Genomic DNA, 16,711 nt, shown 5'->3' with positions numbered 1-16,711 from the left:
GCTCGATCACCTGCTTCACCGCTTCGGCCTGGAACTCATCCGTGTACTGCTTGCTGTTGCCCATAAACACCTCGGTCATTGCCATCAATTATGGCAACCGGATGTCTACGAAAGGCTGGCCGGTCCAGGGCTTGTCCCGCGCAGCGACACACGATCGGCTTCATCGAAGCCGCCTTCGCTGGCGGAGGAAGACGAAATGCTGACGCCCGGCAGTTCGCGCAGGGTATCGGCCACGTTCTTGGCGGGCAGCTTGCCGATGTCCTCGGCGCTGACGGCTTCCACGTGCGAGCTGGCGTCGCGCTTGGTGTTGAGCGATTGCTCCAGGCTGCCGCGGATGCCGACGACCTTGACGGTGTCCAGGTCGGTGGCGGTCTGGCTGCTGTCGGTCTGCTGGGCCTGAGCGGCGAAGCTCAGACTGGTCAGGATGGCCACGCTGAGGAGGGATTTCTTGCAGGTCATGATGCTTCCCCGGTCTAGAAGTTGGGTTATGGCAGTGGGCTGCCAGGCCTTACATCGGTGCGGTGCGAAAAACGAGCAGTGTTCAAGGACGACAAGGTGATGCGGATGCCGAATGTCCCGTCCAGCGCGATCGCCAAAGGGCGGCGTGCGAAGGACGTCAGTGCGGTTGTTGTGTCTGGCCGAGGTACCAGTTGGCGGCGCCCAGGACGCCCAGCTGCCCGTGCTCGACCAGTCGCACGGGAATGCGCTCCAGCGCCGCTCGCATCGGCCCCTTGTTGAGGAAGCGTTCGACGAAGCTGCTCTGCAGCAGGAACTCGCGGATGCGCGGCAGGATGCCGCCGGCCAGGTAGACCCCGCCGGTGATGCCGTACAGCAGGGCCATGTCGCCCACCGTGCTGCCCAGCAGGCCGCAGAACACCTCCAGCGCCTCGCGCGCCAGCGGGTCGTGGCTGGCCGCGGCGGTGACCGCGTTGGGCGCGAAATGCTCGGGCGCCACGCCGCGCACCTCGCACAGCGTGCGGTAGAGGTTGAGCAGGCCGGGGCCGGACAGGGCGTGCTCGACCGGCACGTGCGGCTGCTTCTTCAGCATCTGCGCCAGCAGGCGCATCTCCAGCTCGGTGCCCACGCTCAGCGCAGCCTGGCCGGCTTCGGTGGCCAGCACGGTGGCGCTGCGTCCGGTCGGGATCCACACCGCGCCGCCCAGGCCGGTGCCGGGGCCGAGCACCAGCGTCGGCCCGCGCTCGGACACGGTGGCCGGGCCGGTCAGGCGCAGCACTTCCTGGTCGCCGACCAGCGCGGCGGCATAGGCCACGGCCTCGAAGTCGTTGACCAGGCGCAGATCGTCCAGGCCCAGCGTGCCCTGGATCTCGCGCGGGGACAGGCGCCAGGGCAGGTTGGCGGTGATCACCGTGCCGTCTTCCAGCGGGAAGCCGGCGCTGGCGATCACGCCACGCCGCACGCGCGGGCCATCCAGGCCATCGAGGAAGTTGCCGATGATCTCGGCCAGCCCGCCGTAATCGGCGCAGGCGTACTTGCGGTAGCTGAGGATCTCGACCGGCTGCAGGTCGTGTCCGGTCGGCCGGACCAGGCCCAGGCGCACATGCGTGCCGCCCACGTCGGCGGCGATGAAGGGCGATGCGCCGTTCAAGACACGATGGCTCAGCGGTGCGACATCTGCTTCCACGAACTGCCCCCATGGCGTCACGGCGATTTCACAGACCACCGTGGCTTGCGGTGAGTCTCCCTTGGCGATGACAACGATGTCAACAGGGGCGAGCAAGTTTTTTAAGCCAGTGGTATTGCTGCGCCGCGGCGTGATTTCGGGGCGATTCGATGCCAGGCGCGCTACGCGGAAGCCCTGAAATAACGGGCTCTCTTCTCCGCTTCGTCGCGTGTCCGTGCCGGCGAAGCGAGCGCCGGGCTTGCAGACTTCCAAAAAATTGGTTTTAAATTGGACCCAATGAATTTCAATCCACCGCCGCAGGTCGCAGGTTGATGGCGCGCGCCAAGCCCGTGGTCGACCCGCGGCTGCGCGCGATCGCGCTGGACGCCAAGGCGCCCACGCCGCTGTATCTGCAACTGACCGCCCAGCTGATCGATGCGATCCGCGGCGAGCAGTGGAAGCCGGGCGAAGCGCTTCCCGCCGAGCGGGTGCTGTGCGAGCGGTTGAAGGTGTCTCGCGTCACGCTGCGTCAGGCCATGGACGCGCTGGTCGAGCAGGGCCTGGTCGTGCGCCGGCAGGGCGCCGGCACCTTCGTCACCTCGCAGATCACCCATCCGCTCAGCGGTCTGACCAGCTTCAGCGAGACCCTGCGGATGAAGGGCTACCAGCCGGGTAGCCGCTGGTTGGAGCGGCGCGTGCGCCCGGCCCTGGGCGAGGAGATCCTGCGCCTAGGGCTCTCGCCGGACGCGCAGGTCGCCTCGCTCACGCGGCTGCGCAGCGCCGACGAGCGGGTCATGGCCTACGAGCACACAATCGTGCCGGAGCGGCTGTTGCCCGAGCCGCTGTCCATGGGCGATTCGCTCTATGCCCACCTGGATGCGCAGGGCACGCCGGTCGTGCGCGCGCTGCAGTATTTCCGCGCGGTCAACCTGAGTGCGGCGATGGCCGAGCACCTGGGCATGGCGCAGGGCGATGCCATCCTGCACGTGGTGCGGGTCGGCTATGGCCGCGACGGTAGCGCCATCGAGTTGAGCCACACCTACTGCCACAACGATTTCTACGATTTCGTCGCCGAACTGCGACGTTGAACCCGTCCGCCGCGCCCGGGCGTGTCCGGGGCGCGGCGGGTGTCATCCACCCAGCACGCTCTCACCATCGAACCTTCGGAGTTGCGCGTCCATGTCGTCCGACCAGAGCAAACGCTTCGCCACCTCGCTGGCCATCACCGGCCTGCTGTTCTTCATCATGGGGTTCTTCACCTGGATCAATGGCCCGCTGATCACCTTCGTCAAGCTGGCCTTCGACCTGGATGAGGTCAAGGCGTTCCTGGTGGTGTTCGTCTTCTACATCTCCTACTTCCTGCTGGCGCTGCCGGCGGCGGCCGTGCTCAAGCTCACCGGCATGAAGAAGGGCCTGGCGCTGAGCCTGGGGCTGATGGCGGTGGGCGCGGCGATGTTCGGCCAGTTCTCCACCCATCGCTGGTACGCCGGCGCGCTGTCGGGGCTGTTCGTGATCGGCGGCGGCTTGGCCATGCTGCAGACGGCGGTCAATCCCTACATCTCCATCCTGGGGCCGATCGAGACCGCCGCGCGCCGCATCGCGCTGATGGGCATCTGCAACAAGGTGGCCGGTATCCTGGCGCCGATCGTAATCGGCTCGCTGGTGCTGCACGGCGTGGGCGACATCGCCACCCAGGTGGCCGCCGCCGACCCTGCCACCAAGGAGCAGCTGCTCGATGCGTTCGCCGCCAAGATCCACGGCCCGTACCTGGCCATGGCCGGCGTGCTGGTGGTGGTGGCGCTGGGCATCCTGTTCTCGCCGCTGCCCGAGCTGCGCGGCAGCGAGGCCAACGCCGAGGTGGCCGCCAAGAGCGGTGTGGCGCGCGGCAGCATCTTCCAGTTCCCGCACCTGCTGCTGGGCGTGCTGTGCCTGTTCTGCTACGTCGGCGTGGAAGTGCTGGCCGGCGATGCCATCGGCACCTACGGCAACGGCTTCGGCCTGCCGCTGGACGAGACCAAGTTCTTCACCTCCTTCACCCTGGGCGCGATGCTGCTGGGCTATCTGGCCGGGCTGGTGGCGATCCCGCGCCTGCTCTCGCAGCAGGCCTACCTGGCGATGTCGGCGGTATTGGGCGTGGTGTTCGCGCTGGGTGCGCTGCTGACCCACGGCTATGTCTCGGTGGGCTTCGTGGCCGCGCTGGGCTTCGCCAACGCGATGATGTGGCCGGCGATCTTCCCGCTGGCGATCAAGGGCCTGGGCCGCTTCACCGAGACCGGCTCGGCGCTGCTGGTGATGGGCATCGCCGGCGGCGCGGTGCTCTCGCAGGGCTTCGCCATCCTCAAGCAGCACGCCGATTTCCAGGTGGTGTTCGCGTGCCTGGCCGTGCCCTGCTATCTGTACATCCTGTTCTTCGCCGTGCGCGGCTACCGCGTCGGTCACGGCGCCGGATCGCGCTGAGCCCGCTGCCCCTTCTTCCGGACTGACGCAGGAGCCAGCACATGCGCCGACCCACCATCAAGGACGTCGCCGAGCGGGCCAAGGTCTCGCTCAAGACGGTCTCGCGCGTGATCAACAACGAGCCTTCGGTCATGCAGGCCACGCGCCAGCGCGTGCTGCGCGCCATCGCCGAACTGGACTACGAGCCCGACCCGTCCGCGCGCAACCTGCGCAGCGGCACGCCGTTCGTGATCGGCCTGGTCTACGACAACCCCAACCCGTACCACATCATCGGCGTGCAGAACGGCGTGCTGGCGGCGTGCCGCGAGACCGGCTTCGGCCTGCAGATCCAGCCCTGCGATTCGACCTCGCCGCTGCTGGCCGAGGAGCTGGCCGAGTTCGTGCAGCGCTCGCGCCTGGCCGGGCTGGTGCTGACCGCGCCGATGTCCGAGCGGCCCGAGCTGATCGCCACGCTCACCGCGCGCGGCGTGCAGCTGGTGCGCATCATCGCCGCCACCGAAGATCCGGGCGAGGGCCCGCCGTGCGTCTACGTGGACGACCGCGACGCGGCCTACGAGATCACCGAGCATCTGATCCAGCTGGGCCACCAGCGCATCGGCTTCCTGATGGGTGGGCCCGCGCATCGCTCGTCCACCGAGCGCTACGCCGGCTACGAGCAGGCGCTGAAGGACTACGGCATCACCCTGGACAAGCATCTGGTGGTGCCAGGCGACTACACCTTCGACGACGGCTTCCGCGGCGCGCGCCGCCTGCTGGCGCTGCGCGAGCCGCCCACGGCGATCTTCGGTTCCAACGACGAGATCGCCGCCGGCGTGCTGGCCGCGGCCAAGTCGGCCGGCATGAACGTGCCCTACGACCTGTCCATCGCCGGCTTCGAGGACAGCCCGTTCTCCAAGCAGTCCTGGCCGGCGCTGACCACGGCCAAGCAGGCCACCGAGGACATCGCCAAGCACGCCGCGCGCCTGCTGATCGCGCGGCTGCGCCAGGACGCCTACGACGATTCCCCCATCGCCATGCACAACCAGGGCTTCACGCCGCAGCTGGTCGTGCGCGGTTCCACCGCTCCCATGCGCCCTTCGCGCGCCGAGTCCAAGACCTGATCCCATGACGTCCGACGTTTCGCTGCCGGCCCCGGCCGACACCTTGATGTACAACGAAGCCGCCTCCACCGCGCAGGTGGTCGCCGCCCAGTTCGCCCGCAATCACGCCACGGTGGTGGCGCTGGCGCAGTCGCTGCGGCAGAACCCGCCGCCGTTCGTGGCCACCTGCGCGCGCGGCAGCTCCGACCATGCCGCGACCTTCGGCAAGTACCTGTTCGAGACCCAGCTCGGCGTGGTCACGGCCTCGGCCTCGCCGTCGATCGGTTCGGTCTACGGCGCGCCGCTGCAGCTGGCCGGCGCGTTGTTCATCGTCATCTCCCAGTCCGGCAAGAGCCCGGACCTGCTGCGCAACGCCGAGGCGGCCAAGGCCGCTGGCGCGCGCGTGGTGGCGCTGGTCAACGTGGAGGACTCGCCGCTGGCGCAGCTGGCCGAGGTGGTGATCCCGCTGTGCGCCGGCCCGGAGAAGTCGGTCGCGGCGACCAAGAGCTATCTGGCCTCGCTGGCCGCGCTGCTGCAGCTGGCCGCGCACTGGTCGCAGGACGCGGCGCTGCTGGCCGCGCTCGACGCGCTGCCCGGCGCGCTGCGCCAGGCCTGGGACGCGGACTGGTCCAGCGTCACCGAGGGCCTGGTCGATGCGCACAACCTGTTCGTGCTCGGCCGCGGCCTGGGCCTGGCCGCGGCGCAGGAGGCGGCGCTGAAGTTCAAGGAGACCTGCGGCCTGCATGCCGAAGCCTACAGCTCGGCCGAGGTCAAGCATGGGCCGATGGCGCTGGTCGGCCCGGGCTTCCCGGTGCTGTGCTTCGCCCAGCCCGACGGCACCGAGGCCGGCATGCTGACGCTGGCCAGGGAGTTCCGCGCCCGCGGCGCGCAGGTGTGGGTGGCCGCCACGCACGATGGCGATCTGCCGCTGGTGGAGGTGCCGCATCCGGCGTGCGCGCCGCTGCTCACCATCCAGAGCTTCTACAAGGCGATCAACGCCCTGGCCCTGGCGCGCGGCCACAACCCCGACGTGCCGCCGCATCTGAACAAGGTCACCGAAACCGTATGAGCATCTTTGCCCTGGTCAACGCGCGGGTGTTCGCCGCGCAGGGCCTGATCGAGGACGGCGCTGTGGTGGTGCGCGATGGCCGCATCGCCGCGATCACCGACCGCGCCGGGGCCAAGGCCTTCACCGAGGATCTGCGCGATCTTGGCGGCGCCTGGCTGGCGCCGGGCTTCATCGACATCCAGGTCAACGGCGGCGGCGGCGTGCTGTTCAACAACACGCCCACGGCCGAAGGCATCGACCGCATCGGCCGCGCGCATCGCAAGTACGGCACCACCGCCTTCCTGCCGACCCTGATCAGCGACCGCGCCGAAGTCATGGACACGGCCATCGCCGCCACGCGCCAGGCCATCGCCGACGGCGTGGACGGCGTGCTCGGCATCCACCTGGAAGGGCCGTACCTGGCGCCGGCGCGCAAGGGCACGCACGACGCGCAGCAGTTCCGCGTGCCTGGCGATGAGGAGATCGCCATGGTCACCGCGCTGGACAACGGCCTGACCCTGATGACCGTGGCGCCGGAGGCCATCGGCCCCGAACGCATCGCCGCGCTGGTCGCGCGCGGGGCGATCGTGGTGGCCGGCCACACCGCGGCCAGCTACGAGCAGGTGCGCGCCGGACTGGACGCCGGCCTGCGCGGCTTCACCCATCTCTACAACGCGATGAGTCCGCTGCAGGGCCGCGAGCCCGGCGCGGTCGGCGCGGCGCTGGAAGATCCGCACAGCTGGTGCGGGATGATCGTCGATGGCGTGCATGTGCACCCGGCCTCGCTGCGCGTGGCCCTGGCGGCCAAGCCGCGCGGCAAGCTGGTGCTGGTCACCGATGCCATGCCGATGGTCGGCGACGAGCGCCCCAGCTTCGACCTGTATGGCGAGACCATCACCGCCATCGACGGCGTGGTGCGCAACGCCGCCGGCTCGCTGGCCGGTTCCGCGCTGGACATGGCCAGCGCGGTGCGCAACGCCGTGCACCTGCTCGGCCTGCCGCTGGAGGAGGCGCTGCGCATGGCGACGCTGTATCCGGCGCAGTTCCTGCGGCTGGAGCACGAGCGCGGCGCGATCGCCGAGGGCCTGCGCGCCGACCTGGTCGCGCTGGACGAGGACCTGCGCGTGGTCGAGACCTGGATTGGCGGGAAGCCCTCGCTCTGAGCGACACTGCAGCGCCATGAACGCCCCCGCCACCCGCCGTTTCGCCTCGGTCGACGCCCTGCGCGGACTGACGGTGGCCTTGATGCTGCTGGTCAACGACCCGGGCGACTGGGCGCATGTGTACGCGCCGCTGCTGCATTCGGAGTGGAGCGGCTGCACGCCGACCGATCTGGTGTTCCCGTTCTTCCTGTTCATTGTCGGCGTGTCGATCGCGCTGGGGATCGTGCCGCGCATCGAGGCCGGCGCCGATCCCGCGCCGATCCGCCGCAGCATCGCCGTGCGCGCGCTGCGCATCATCGGCATTGGCCTGGCGATCAACCTGCTGGCGTCGTGGCTGCTGGACAAGCCGCACTTCCGCCCCTGGGGCGTGCTGCAGCGGATCGGGATCTGCTTCTTCGTGGTCGGCTGGCTGGTCACCCTGCCCAGGTCGCGCGCTTGGCTGGGCCTGCTGGCCGCGGGACTGCTGCTGGGCTACTGGGCGTTGCTGGCCTTCGGCGGCGGCTATGCGCCGTGGACCAATCTGGCCAGCCGCGTGGACACCGCGCTGCTGGGGCCGCTGGTGTACGAGCTCGACCCGGCCACCGGCCGCGGCCACGACCCCGAAGGCCTGCTGTCCACGCTGCCGTCCCTCGTCACCACCCTGCTGGGCCTGCACGCCGGCGGCTGGCTGCGCCGCGGCCGCGCCCATCGCCTGCTGCCGGGCGCCCTGGCCGGGCTGATGGTCGGCTGGCTGTGGTCGGCCGTGCTGCCCTGGAACAAGAACCTGTGGACGCCCTCGTTCGTGCTGTGGACGGCGGGCTGGGCGATGGCCGTGCTGTGGCTGTTCCACCAGCTCATCGATCGCCATGGCTGGCCGGCGCTGGGCCGATCGCTGGGCATCAATGCAATCACGGTCTACGCGGGCTCGGCGCTGATGTTCCTGCTGCTGTACGCGGTGGGGGCGTGGGAGGCGATCTACCGGATCGGGTTCGCGGGCTGGATGACGCCGAAGTTCGGGCCGTATGCGCCATCGCTGGCCTTCGGCCTGGTGTTCACCGGGCTGTGGTGGGGCATTGCGAAGGCGATGGAGCGGAAGGGGATCGTGATCAAGGTGTAGCGGCGACGCAGTGGCCTTTGCCCCTGCCTTTGCACTTGCTTTACCTGTCTGAGCCGTAAAGCACGCCGAGCACCGCAGCAAAGCAGGGCCGAAGAGGCGCCCTGTTTGAGCGAAGCGAGTTTGGGCGCCGTCCCTAAAAGGGGATAAATGCCCTGCTTTGCGAGGAGCGCAGGGGACCGATGCGCAGCATCGGCGTGCGTCCCGGCGAGAAGCGGTTTTGCTTCCTTTTGACAAGACAAAAGGAAGTCGCGCCGCAGGCGCGAAAGCTTTGCACTTGGCGCGCTGCAAGCGCGTTGCTCCCACACTTGCCCGCGTCTGCTCAAAAGCGGGAACAGCCGAAGCCAACCGCGGCTGCGCAAGCCACTGCTATGCCAACAGCAACATCACCCCACGATTGAGCGCATAGCCGCCTACCAGCAACAGCCCCCACAACAGCGCGGCCAACAGCAGCGGCCTGGCCCCTGCCTGCCGGATCGCCCCCCACTGCGTGCGCAGCCCCAGCGCCGCCATCGCCATGGCCAGCAGCAGCGTGTCCAGGCCGTTGGCCACCGCGACCACGGACGGCGGCAGCAGCTGCAGTGAGTTGAAGCCCGCCACCGCCACGAAGCCCAGTGCGAACCACGGAATAGTCAGCGGTATTGCCTCCGCATCGGCGCGTGCCTGGCCGCGGCGCAGCCACGCGCCCAGCGCCAGCAGGAAGGGCGCCAGCAGCATGACCCGCAGCATCTTCTCGATCACCGCCGCGTTCGCCGCGGCCTCGCCGACGGCACGGCCGGCCACCACGACCTGGGCGACCTCGTGGATGGTCGAGCCCGCGTAGAGGCCGTAGGAATGCGCGTCCAACGGCAGATACGGCGCCAACTGCGGATACACGAACATGCTCAGCGTGCCGAACACCACCACCGTGGCCACCGCGACCGACACCTTGTGCGCCGGCGCCTTGAGCACCGGCTCGGTGGCCAGCACCGCAGCCGCGCCGCAGATCGCGCTGCCGGCGCCGATCAGCATGGCGCTCTGGCGATCCAGCTTGAGCACGCGCGTGCCCAGCCACGTCGCGGCGCCGAACACGCCGGCCACCACCGCCACATCGATCGCCAGCCCGGCCAGGCCCATGCCCATCAGATCCTGGAAGGTCACGCGCAGGCCGTAGAGCACGATCCCCGCGCGCAGCAGCGTGCCCTTGGCCAGATCCACGCCAGCGCCTGCCTGCGCGGCCATGGCCGGGAACACGCTGTTGCCCAGCACGATGCCGAGCACGATCGCCAGCGTCAGCGCGCCCAGCCCGGCGTGCTGCATCCACGGCAGCTGCGCCAGACCGATGCCCGCCAGCGCGATGCCCAGCGCCAGCAGCAGGCCCGGCCAGGGGCCGGGCCGCGTGCCGAGCGTGAGCGAATGCGGATGCGGGAACGTGGAACCGGACATGACGCGTCAATGGCCTTGAAGGATGCGCCATGCTCGGCTCAAGGCTAGGATGCGTCCAATACATCATTCTCCGATTTCCATGAATTCAACTCATGGCTTGAACCTGCACCTGCTGCGCGTCTTCGCCGCGGTGGTGGAACACGACGGCTTCTCGCGCGCGGCCGAGGCGCTGTTCGTCAGCCAGTCGGCCGTGTCCAAGGCGCTGCGCGAGCTGGAGCACCAGCTCGACCTGCCGTTGATCGACCGCTCCGGCGGCCGCGGCGTGCGCCTGACCGAGAGCGGCCAGGCGCTGTATCGCCACGCGCGCGGCATCTTCGCGCTGGAGCGCGCGGCGCTGGAGGAAGTGCGCGAGCGCGTGGGGCTGCGGCGCGGCGGCCTGCGCATCGGCGCCAGCACCACGGTGGCGGCGTACTGGCTGGCCGAGGCGTTCGCGCGCCATGCCGCACGCCATCCGCAGCTGGATAGCGCGCTGGTGGTCGGCAACACCGGCGAGGTCGCCGAGGCGTTGATCGATTGCCGTATCGACGCGGGCTTCGTCGAAGGCCCGCCGCACGACGAACGCATCCTGGCCACGCGCTGGCGCGACGAGCCGCTGCAGGCGGTGGTCGCCGCCACCTCGACGCTGGGCGCGCAGCGCCGGGCCAGCGCCCGGCAGCTGAGCGCGCAGCGCTGGCTGGTGCGCGAGGCCGGCTCGGGCACGCGCGAGGTCGCCCAGTCGCTGTTGGCCGCGCGCGGCATCGTGCCGGCGCGCACGCTGGAGATCGGCGGCAACGAGGCCATCGCCCGCGCGGTGGCCGCCGGCGACGGCGTGGCGATCCTGCCGGCCGCGGTGGTCGCCGATCTCATCGCGGTCGGGCGCCTGCGCGCGCTGGCGCTGCCGCCCGGCCCGGCGCTGCAGCGTCCGCTCTATCGCCTGGAGCTGGCCAACCGTCCGCGCTCGCCGGCGCTGGCGGCGTTCCTGGCGGCCATGGAGCGGCGGGAAGCTTGAGCGGCGCAGCGGTCTCGGCCAAGCTTGGAAGGCATGGACGCCATGGGCGAAGAAGGACCTCCGCGATGCCGATCAACACAGGGCGATTCCTCCTGCTCACCGCAGTGCTCGTCGGACTGCTGTCCGCCTGCGGCGGCGGTGCCCCCGAGCAATTCCTGACGCTGAAGCTGGAAGGCAAGCCCTTGCGCTTCGACAAGCATCTGGGCGCCAACGATCCGCCGTCCGAGCCGACGGTGCATTTCGTATCGGTCGGCGGACACCTGGACGACGACCCGTCGTCGCCCGGCTTCATGTTCCAGCTCGTGGCGCCGGAGGTGAAGCCCGGGACCTATCGCAGCGGCGTCGATCAGCTCTATGCGTCGTACTACGTCCAGACGCCGAACGGGACCACGACCTACACCGGCGATGCCATGGACGGCGCCAGCTTCGTGATGACCGTGACGGCCATGGATGCCGATGGCGTGCAAGGCACCTTCTCCGGTCGGCTGAGACTGACCGGAGGCGGCGAACAGGGACCGTTTCTCCAGGTCGAGAACGGCCGCTTCTCCGCCCGCTACAACGGGCATTGAGGCCGCCGTCCGCGCCCGTCGGGTCGCGGCGAGTGTGGGACGGCGCTTAGTCGCGCGCGCCGGGCTCAGCCGGCCGTCGAACGCGCGGCGCCGATCGCCGCGATGCGCACCTTGCGCACGGCCTCGCCGATCTGCAGGCCTTTGAGGCCCTCGGTGGCCACATCGCGCGCGCTCACCGCGCAGGCCGCCGCATGCAGGCGCTTGAGCGTTTCGCCCTGCGGATAGGCGTCTTCGGCGCTGCCGGCCCGTCCGCGCTTGTCGCATTCGCAGACCAGGGCCAGTTGAGCGATGCGCGCAGGCTTGCGGAAGCCGTCGCAGCGCGCCAGCAGATCGTGCACGGTGGCATCGCGCAGCTCGTCGATGCGGTGCACGTTGAGATGCTCGCGGCAGGCCATCACCGCCAGCTCGCGGTGTTCGGTCGGCACCTTCAGCCGCGCCGACAACGCCAGCAGCGGCTTGATGCCGGCCTGCTCGTGACCGATGTGGCGCGGCAGCACGTCGGCCGGCGTCAGCGCCTTGCCCAGGTCATGTGTCAGCGCAGCGTAGCCGATCACCTCATTGCCCGGCGCCAGTCGCGCGGCCATGTCGCTGACCAGTTCCTGGTGCAAGCCGGTATCGACTTCGGGATGGAACTCGGCGCGCTGCGGCACGCCGTACAGCGCGTCCACTTCCGGCAGCACATGCGCCAGCGCGCCGGCCTCGTGCAGGGTGCGCAGGAAGGCGCTGGGGCGCGGCGAGGCCAGCGCCTTGCGCAGCTCCTGCCAGACGCGCTCGGGCACCAGCGCGTCCAGTTCGCCGCTGTCGGCGACCTGCCGCATCAGCGCCAGCGTCTCGGGCGCGACGCGGAAGCCCAGCGGCGCCAGGCGCGCCATGAAGCGCGCCGCGCGCAGGACGCGCAGGGGGTCTTCGACGAAGGCCGGGCCGACGTGGCGCAGCATACGTGCCTCGATATCGTCCACGCCGTGATACGGATCGACCAGGGCGCCGTCGGCATCGCGCGCGATCGCGTTGAGGGTGAAGTCGCGCCGGCCCAGGTCTTCCTCCAGCGTCACGCCCGGGTCGGCGTCGACCACGAAGCCGCGATAGCCGCGTCCGGACTTGCGCTCGGTCCGCGCCAGCGCGTACTCCTCCTGCGTGTCCGGATGCAGGAACACCGGGAAATCGCGCCCCACCGCGCGGAAGCCCTGCGCCTCCATCTGCGCCTGCGTGGCGCCGACCACGACCCAGTCGCGGTCGCCCGGTGGCAGACCAAGCAGGGCATCGCGGACCGCGCCACCGACGAGATAAGTCTTCATGAAGCCAGGAGTGCGTGCAGAGGAGTGAGAAGTGAGTGGGGCGGGCAGGGCTTCAGACGAGCCAGGATGCCAGCATGCCTTGTCTTCGCTCACTTCTCACTCCTCTTCACTCACTCCTGTTTGCGCCCCGCACGCGAAGCGCTTGCGCTTGCCGTCCAGCCGGCCCTGCATGCGTTCGTCCAGCGACAGCGCGTCGCCGCCCAGGCGCCAGTCGTAGATCACGCTGAAGGCCAGCACGCGGGCCACGTACTCGCGGGTCTCCTTGTAGCTGATCGTTTCGATCCAGATGTCAGGGTCGAAGCCGGGCCGTTGCGACTGCCAGCGCGCGGTCGGCGTCGGGCCCGCGTTGTAGGCGGCGATGGTGACGTAGGGCGTGCCGTACTTGCCCAGCAGCTCGCGCAGGTAAGCCGCGCCGATGGCGATGTTGGTGTCGGCGTCGTACAGGCTCTGCGCGCCGCCGTAGGCGATGCCGTTGCGCCGCGCCACCTCGGCGGCGGTGCCCGGCACCACCTGCATCAGGCCCAGGGCGTTGGCCGGCGAGCGTGCATTGGGATTGAACACGCTCTCGGCGCGGATCTCGGCGGCCACCCAGGCTGGATCGATCGCATTGCGCTGGGATTGGGTGCGGATGGTGCCGTCGTGGTGCAGCGGGAAGCGCAGGCGGTAGAGCTGCATTTCCTCCGGCTTCTTGCCCAGAGCGAACACCGCGCGGTCGAACCAGCCGTTGCGCTGCGCCACTTCCACCGCGATGCGCCGCTGATCGTCGTTGAAACGGCTCAGCGCATCGTTCCATTCGGCGGTCGCCCAGGCGGCGCGGTCGAGCTTCCACAGCTCCATCGCGCGCACCAGCGCAGGGTCGCGCGCCACGGCCGCCTGCGCCTGCGGGCTGTCGCGCGGCTCGCGCGGGCACAGCGCATAGGGCTGGTCGAGCACGTCGGCGGCCAGGAAGCCGTGGAAGGTGCTGGTGCGCGCGGCCTGCGCGTACAGCGCCCTGGCCGCGCCGGGCTGGCCGGTCTTGTCGAGCATGCGCGCCTCGAACCACTGCCAGCGCGCATCGCCGCGCTGCCCGGCCGGCATGGCGCGGATGGCCTGCAGCGCCGCGGGCCAGTCGCCGCGGGCCATGGCCTCGCGCGCCTGCCATTCGTGCAGGCGTTCGTCGTAGGCGGCGGCGGGCACGGCGGCCAGGCGGCGCGCCGAGTCCGGCAGATAGGAGGCCACCGTCCACAGCGCGATCTGGTAGAGCACCTGGCCGCGCTGGGTCTCGCTCAGCCCCAGGGCCTGCACGTACTGAGGCAGCAGGCCTTCGGCGGCGTCGGGGTCCTTGCGCGCGAGAAGTTCCAGGCCGTCGGTGGCCATGGCGCGGGCACGGTCGGACGGCTCCCAGGCCAGGCCCTGAGGCCCCGGCGCATCGAGAAAGCTCGCATACGCCAGCACCTGGCTGCGTGCGCCGGCGCTCATGCCGTTGGCCGCCGCGCGCATCACGCCCGTCTGCCCCGCGGCGGCCGCCGCATCGATGCGCTCCCAGCGCAGCGCATCGCTGAGCTGGCCCTGCGTGGCCAGCGCGGAGAACACCGGGTCACAGCCGTCGGGCAGGGACTTGCTGGCCCCGCGCCACAGCGCCTGGGCCTCGCTCACCCAGGCCGCATCGGTGCGGCCCTGCACCCACAGCGCCTGCAGCCGCGCGCAGCGCAGGCCGGGGTTGTCGGTGGGCTGCCAGTTGGCCAGCAGCGTGGGCCAGTCCTTGCGTCGCGCCAGCGACGGCAGCCAGGCGCTGCGCAGGGCGTTGGCCACGGGCTGGCCGCTGTAGCGGCGCAGGAAGTCCTGCGCGCGCGCGGGGTCGAGCGTGTCGATGTCGCGCTTGAGCTGGGCGAACTCGATCCAGCCGCGCACCGGGCTGTTGGCCAGGGCCGGGTTGGTCAGCGCATCGCTGGGTTGGCCGCGGTCGGCGGCCTCCAGCGCGGCGCGGACCAGCGGGCGCTGCGCATCCAGGTCCTGCGCGGCGGCGGGCGCGCAGAGGCACAGCGAGGTAACGGCCAACAGCAGGAGCGATCGCATCATGCGCGCGATGATAAGCAGGCGAGCATGAATCGGATTTCCGCGGTGGGTGCGGGTTTGGAAGGAGCGCCAACGGCGCCTCCCCACCTGTAGAGCGGAGCTTGCTCCGCTGCGGCCTTCCCCACGCACCGAACGAAACGCAGCTGAGCTTGCTCCGATGGGGCTTTCCCGATGATCTGGCCGAAGAGCAGCGGAGCAAGCTCCGCTCTACAGGCGGGCCGCCGGGGGGATATTCAGAAGTCCTACTGCCGCAGCGCCTGCGCGGGGACGTCGATGTCCAGTGCCAGCGCCAGGTGGTCGGAGAACGCTGCCGGCACGGCCCGCGCATTGGCGTGGGCCAGCTGGTCGGTGACCAGGATGTGGTCGATCGCGCGCGCCGGCTTCCAGCTGGGGAAGGTCGGCACGCAGAAGCTCGGTGGACGCAGATGCGTGCGCTCGTACAGCAGGTCCATTTCCGGCACCGTCGGCACGCAGTTGAAGTCGCCCATCAGCACCGCATGCGGATGCGGGGCCAGCAGCTCGGCGATATAGCCCAGCTGCTGCCGGCGCGAGCCGTTGCCCAGCGACAGATGCGCCACCGCCACCACCAGGCCTTCCTCACCGCTGCCGAAATGCGCCAGCAGCACGCCGCGCCCGGCGATGCGCCCAGGCAGCGGGTGCATGGCCACCTTGACCGGCTCGAGCCGGCTCAGCAGCCCGTTGGCGCTGCCGGCCACGCGCGCCACGTTGCGGTTGGGCTGGTGGCTCCAGTACTGGAAGCCGGCGCGCTGGGCCAGGTAGTGGGTCTGGTTGGTGAAGCCGGAGCGCAGGCTGCCCGGGTCGGCCTCCTGCAGGCCGACGATGTCATGGCCGCCGGCCAGGTCGGCGATGGCGTCCAGGCTGCTGCGCTTGGCGCCCACCGGCAGCGCGTGCGACCAGCTGCGGGTGAAGTAATCGCTGTAGCGGCGGGTGCTGGAGCCGGCCTGGATGTTGGCGCTCAACATCCGCAGCCGGCGTGCGTCGGGGGACACGTCGGTCATCGGCTTACTTGGCGGCCTGGCGCTCTTTGGCGATCAGGTGGTCGGCGATGCGCAGCATGTCGGCCATCGAGCGGCCCTTGACCAGGTACTTGCCGCCCACGATCAGCGACGGCGTGCCGCCGATCTGGGCGCGCATCAGGAACTGGTTGGCCTTGCTCAGCTTGCCGGCCACCGCGAAGCTGGCCATGGCCTGCTTGAACTGGTCGGCGGTGACGCCGTACTGGGTGTACCACTGGGCCACCTTGTCCGCGTCGAAAGGCTCGCCTTCGCCCGGCAGCGCGTGATCGATGTGGATCGCCTTGAACATCGCGTCGTGGCTCTTCTTCTCGATGCCCAGCGCCTGCGCGGCGTAGTAGACCTTGGCGTACTCGCGGAAGTCCGGACGGAACTGCGCCGGCACGTAGACCACCTTCACGTCGGCCGGCTGCTTGGCCTTCCACTGGTTGAAGCCCGGCTCGAACTGCGCGCACGCCGGGCAGATGTAGTTGAACGCCTCGACCACCTCGATCTTGCCGTCGGCCGGCTCGAAGGGCTGGCCGTCGGCGATCACCGAGTAGTCGGTGCCTTCCACCGGCGCCGGGCCCTGCGGCGGCACGATCGGATTGTTGTTGGGGGCATCGGGCACGGCGGCCTCGGCCGGCGCGCTGGCGGCGGGGGCGCTGGTATCGGTCGCAGCCGGGGCGGCTGGCGCGGAGGCGGCCGGGGCGGAAGCGGCGGGCGTGCTCGCGGCGGTCGCCGCGGAGGCGTCCTCCTTGGAACAGGCGGCCAGCACGGGCAACAGGGCCACCAGGGCCAGGGCGAAACGGGTCTTCATGGTCGGTGCGACTCCATAGCAGCAGGCGAAGAAGCGGGCGGGCGCGCGGGGCATGGTGCCGCCGCGCACGTAAAGAAGGGATGTG

14 protein-coding genes and 1 pseudogene are annotated in these 16,711 nt (G+C 70.2%); 8 read left to right on the top strand and 7 right to left on the bottom strand.

The genetic code is table 11. The features are described 5' to 3' along the window. Positions 1 to 126: 126 nt before the first annotated feature. Together EAT51_RS19110 and EAT51_RS19105 are read right to left on the bottom strand one after the other, a co-directional pair. Positions 127 to 459 (bottom strand): annotated as a pseudogene (locus tag EAT51_RS19110) (TonB-dependent receptor plug domain-containing protein); the annotation flags it as partial. Between the two features lie 157 nt (positions 460 to 616). Further along, positions 617 to 1,606, bottom strand: a complete 990-nt coding sequence (locus tag EAT51_RS19105; protein ID WP_130521694.1) for a glucokinase — start codon at positions 1,604 to 1,606, stop codon at positions 617 to 619. 347 nt (positions 1,607 to 1,953) lie between these two features. On the opposite strand from EAT51_RS19105, the gene EAT51_RS19100 reads away from it, so the two are divergent. The 6 genes from EAT51_RS19100 to EAT51_RS19075 all read left to right on the top strand — a co-directional run bounded on the left by EAT51_RS19100 (position 1,954) and on the right by EAT51_RS19075 (position 8,464). Then, positions 1,954 to 2,709, top strand: coding sequence for a GntR family transcriptional regulator (locus tag EAT51_RS19100; RefSeq protein WP_130521695.1), 756 nt, complete (start codon positions 1,954 to 1,956; stop codon positions 2,707 to 2,709). A 91-nt stretch (positions 2,710 to 2,800) separates the two neighbouring features. After that, entirely contained in the window at positions 2,801 to 4,078 is a 1,278-nt protein-coding gene (locus EAT51_RS19095) for a sugar MFS transporter (RefSeq protein WP_130521696.1), read from the top strand. Positions 4,079 to 4,119: 41 nt separating this feature from the next. Next, a complete protein-coding gene (locus EAT51_RS19090; RefSeq protein ID WP_130521697.1) occupies positions 4,120 to 5,178 on the top strand; it encodes a LacI family DNA-binding transcriptional regulator in 1,059 nt (352 codons plus the stop codon). Positions 5,179 to 5,182: 4 nt separating this feature from the next. Beyond that, positions 5,183 to 6,226: an SIS domain-containing protein gene (locus EAT51_RS19085; RefSeq protein ID WP_130521698.1), complete on the top strand. Its 1,044-nt coding sequence runs from the start codon at positions 5,183 to 5,185 to the stop codon at positions 6,224 to 6,226. Then, entirely contained in the window at positions 6,223 to 7,368 is a 1,146-nt protein-coding gene (gene nagA / locus EAT51_RS19080) for an N-acetylglucosamine-6-phosphate deacetylase (RefSeq protein WP_130521699.1), read from the top strand. Before EAT51_RS19085 ends, nagA begins: the two co-directional genes overlap by 4 nt. 16 nt (positions 7,369 to 7,384) lie before the next feature. Further along, complete coding sequence (locus tag EAT51_RS19075) at positions 7,385 to 8,464, top strand: acyltransferase family protein (RefSeq protein WP_130561904.1); 1,080 nt, start codon at positions 7,385 to 7,387, stop codon at positions 8,462 to 8,464. A 366-nt stretch (positions 8,465 to 8,830) separates the two neighbouring features. Here EAT51_RS19075 and EAT51_RS19070 read toward each other — a convergent pair whose 3' ends face one another. After that, positions 8,831 to 9,886, bottom strand: coding sequence for a YeiH family protein (locus EAT51_RS19070; protein ID WP_130521701.1), 1,056 nt, complete (start codon positions 9,884 to 9,886; stop codon positions 8,831 to 8,833). 79 nt (positions 9,887 to 9,965) lie between these two features. Between EAT51_RS19070 and EAT51_RS19065 the strand changes: the two genes are divergently transcribed. Together EAT51_RS19065 and EAT51_RS19060 are read left to right on the top strand one after the other, a co-directional pair. Further along, positions 9,966 to 10,874, top strand: coding sequence for a LysR substrate-binding domain-containing protein (locus tag EAT51_RS19065; protein WP_228258002.1), 909 nt, complete (start codon positions 9,966 to 9,968; stop codon positions 10,872 to 10,874). Positions 10,875 to 10,939: 65 nt separating this feature from the next. Beyond that, the gene (locus EAT51_RS19060) at positions 10,940 to 11,443 is read left to right on the top strand and encodes a hypothetical protein (protein ID WP_130521702.1); all 504 of its coding nucleotides are present in this window, start codon (positions 10,940 to 10,942) and stop codon (positions 11,441 to 11,443) included. Positions 11,444 to 11,508: 65 nt separating this feature from the next. On the opposite strand, the gene EAT51_RS19055 is transcribed toward EAT51_RS19060, so the two are convergent. The 4 genes from EAT51_RS19055 to EAT51_RS19040 form a co-directional block, all read right to left on the bottom strand. Further along, positions 11,509 to 12,738, bottom strand: coding sequence for a multifunctional CCA addition/repair protein (locus EAT51_RS19055; protein ID WP_130521703.1), 1,230 nt, complete (start codon positions 12,736 to 12,738; stop codon positions 11,509 to 11,511). Positions 12,739 to 12,834: 96 nt separating this feature from the next. Further along, positions 12,835 to 14,796 carry a transglycosylase SLT domain-containing protein gene (locus EAT51_RS19050; RefSeq protein ID WP_130521704.1) on the bottom strand — a complete coding sequence of 654 codons (1,962 nt, stop codon included), beginning with the start codon at positions 14,794 to 14,796 and terminating at the stop codon, positions 12,835 to 12,837. 239 nt (positions 14,797 to 15,035) lie between these two features. After that, positions 15,036 to 15,776 carry an endonuclease/exonuclease/phosphatase family protein gene (locus EAT51_RS19045; protein ID WP_130525215.1) on the bottom strand — a complete coding sequence of 247 codons (741 nt, stop codon included), beginning with the start codon at positions 15,774 to 15,776 and terminating at the stop codon, positions 15,036 to 15,038. Between the two features lie 40 nt (positions 15,777 to 15,816). Beyond that, on the bottom strand, positions 15,817 to 16,626 hold the full coding sequence (locus EAT51_RS19040) for a thiol:disulfide interchange protein DsbA/DsbL (protein WP_130521706.1): 810 nt from the start codon (positions 16,624 to 16,626) through the stop codon (positions 15,817 to 15,819). Positions 16,627 to 16,711: the final 85 nt, after the last annotated feature.

Origin of the sequence: Pseudoxanthomonas winnipegensis (genome assembly GCF_004283755.1) — a bacterium.
GTDB classification, from domain to species: domain Bacteria; phylum Pseudomonadota; class Gammaproteobacteria; order Xanthomonadales; family Xanthomonadaceae; genus Pseudoxanthomonas_A; species Pseudoxanthomonas_A winnipegensis.
The sequence above is the reverse complement of the archived record's forward strand: the minus strand, read 5'-3'. Positions and strand labels throughout refer to the sequence as shown.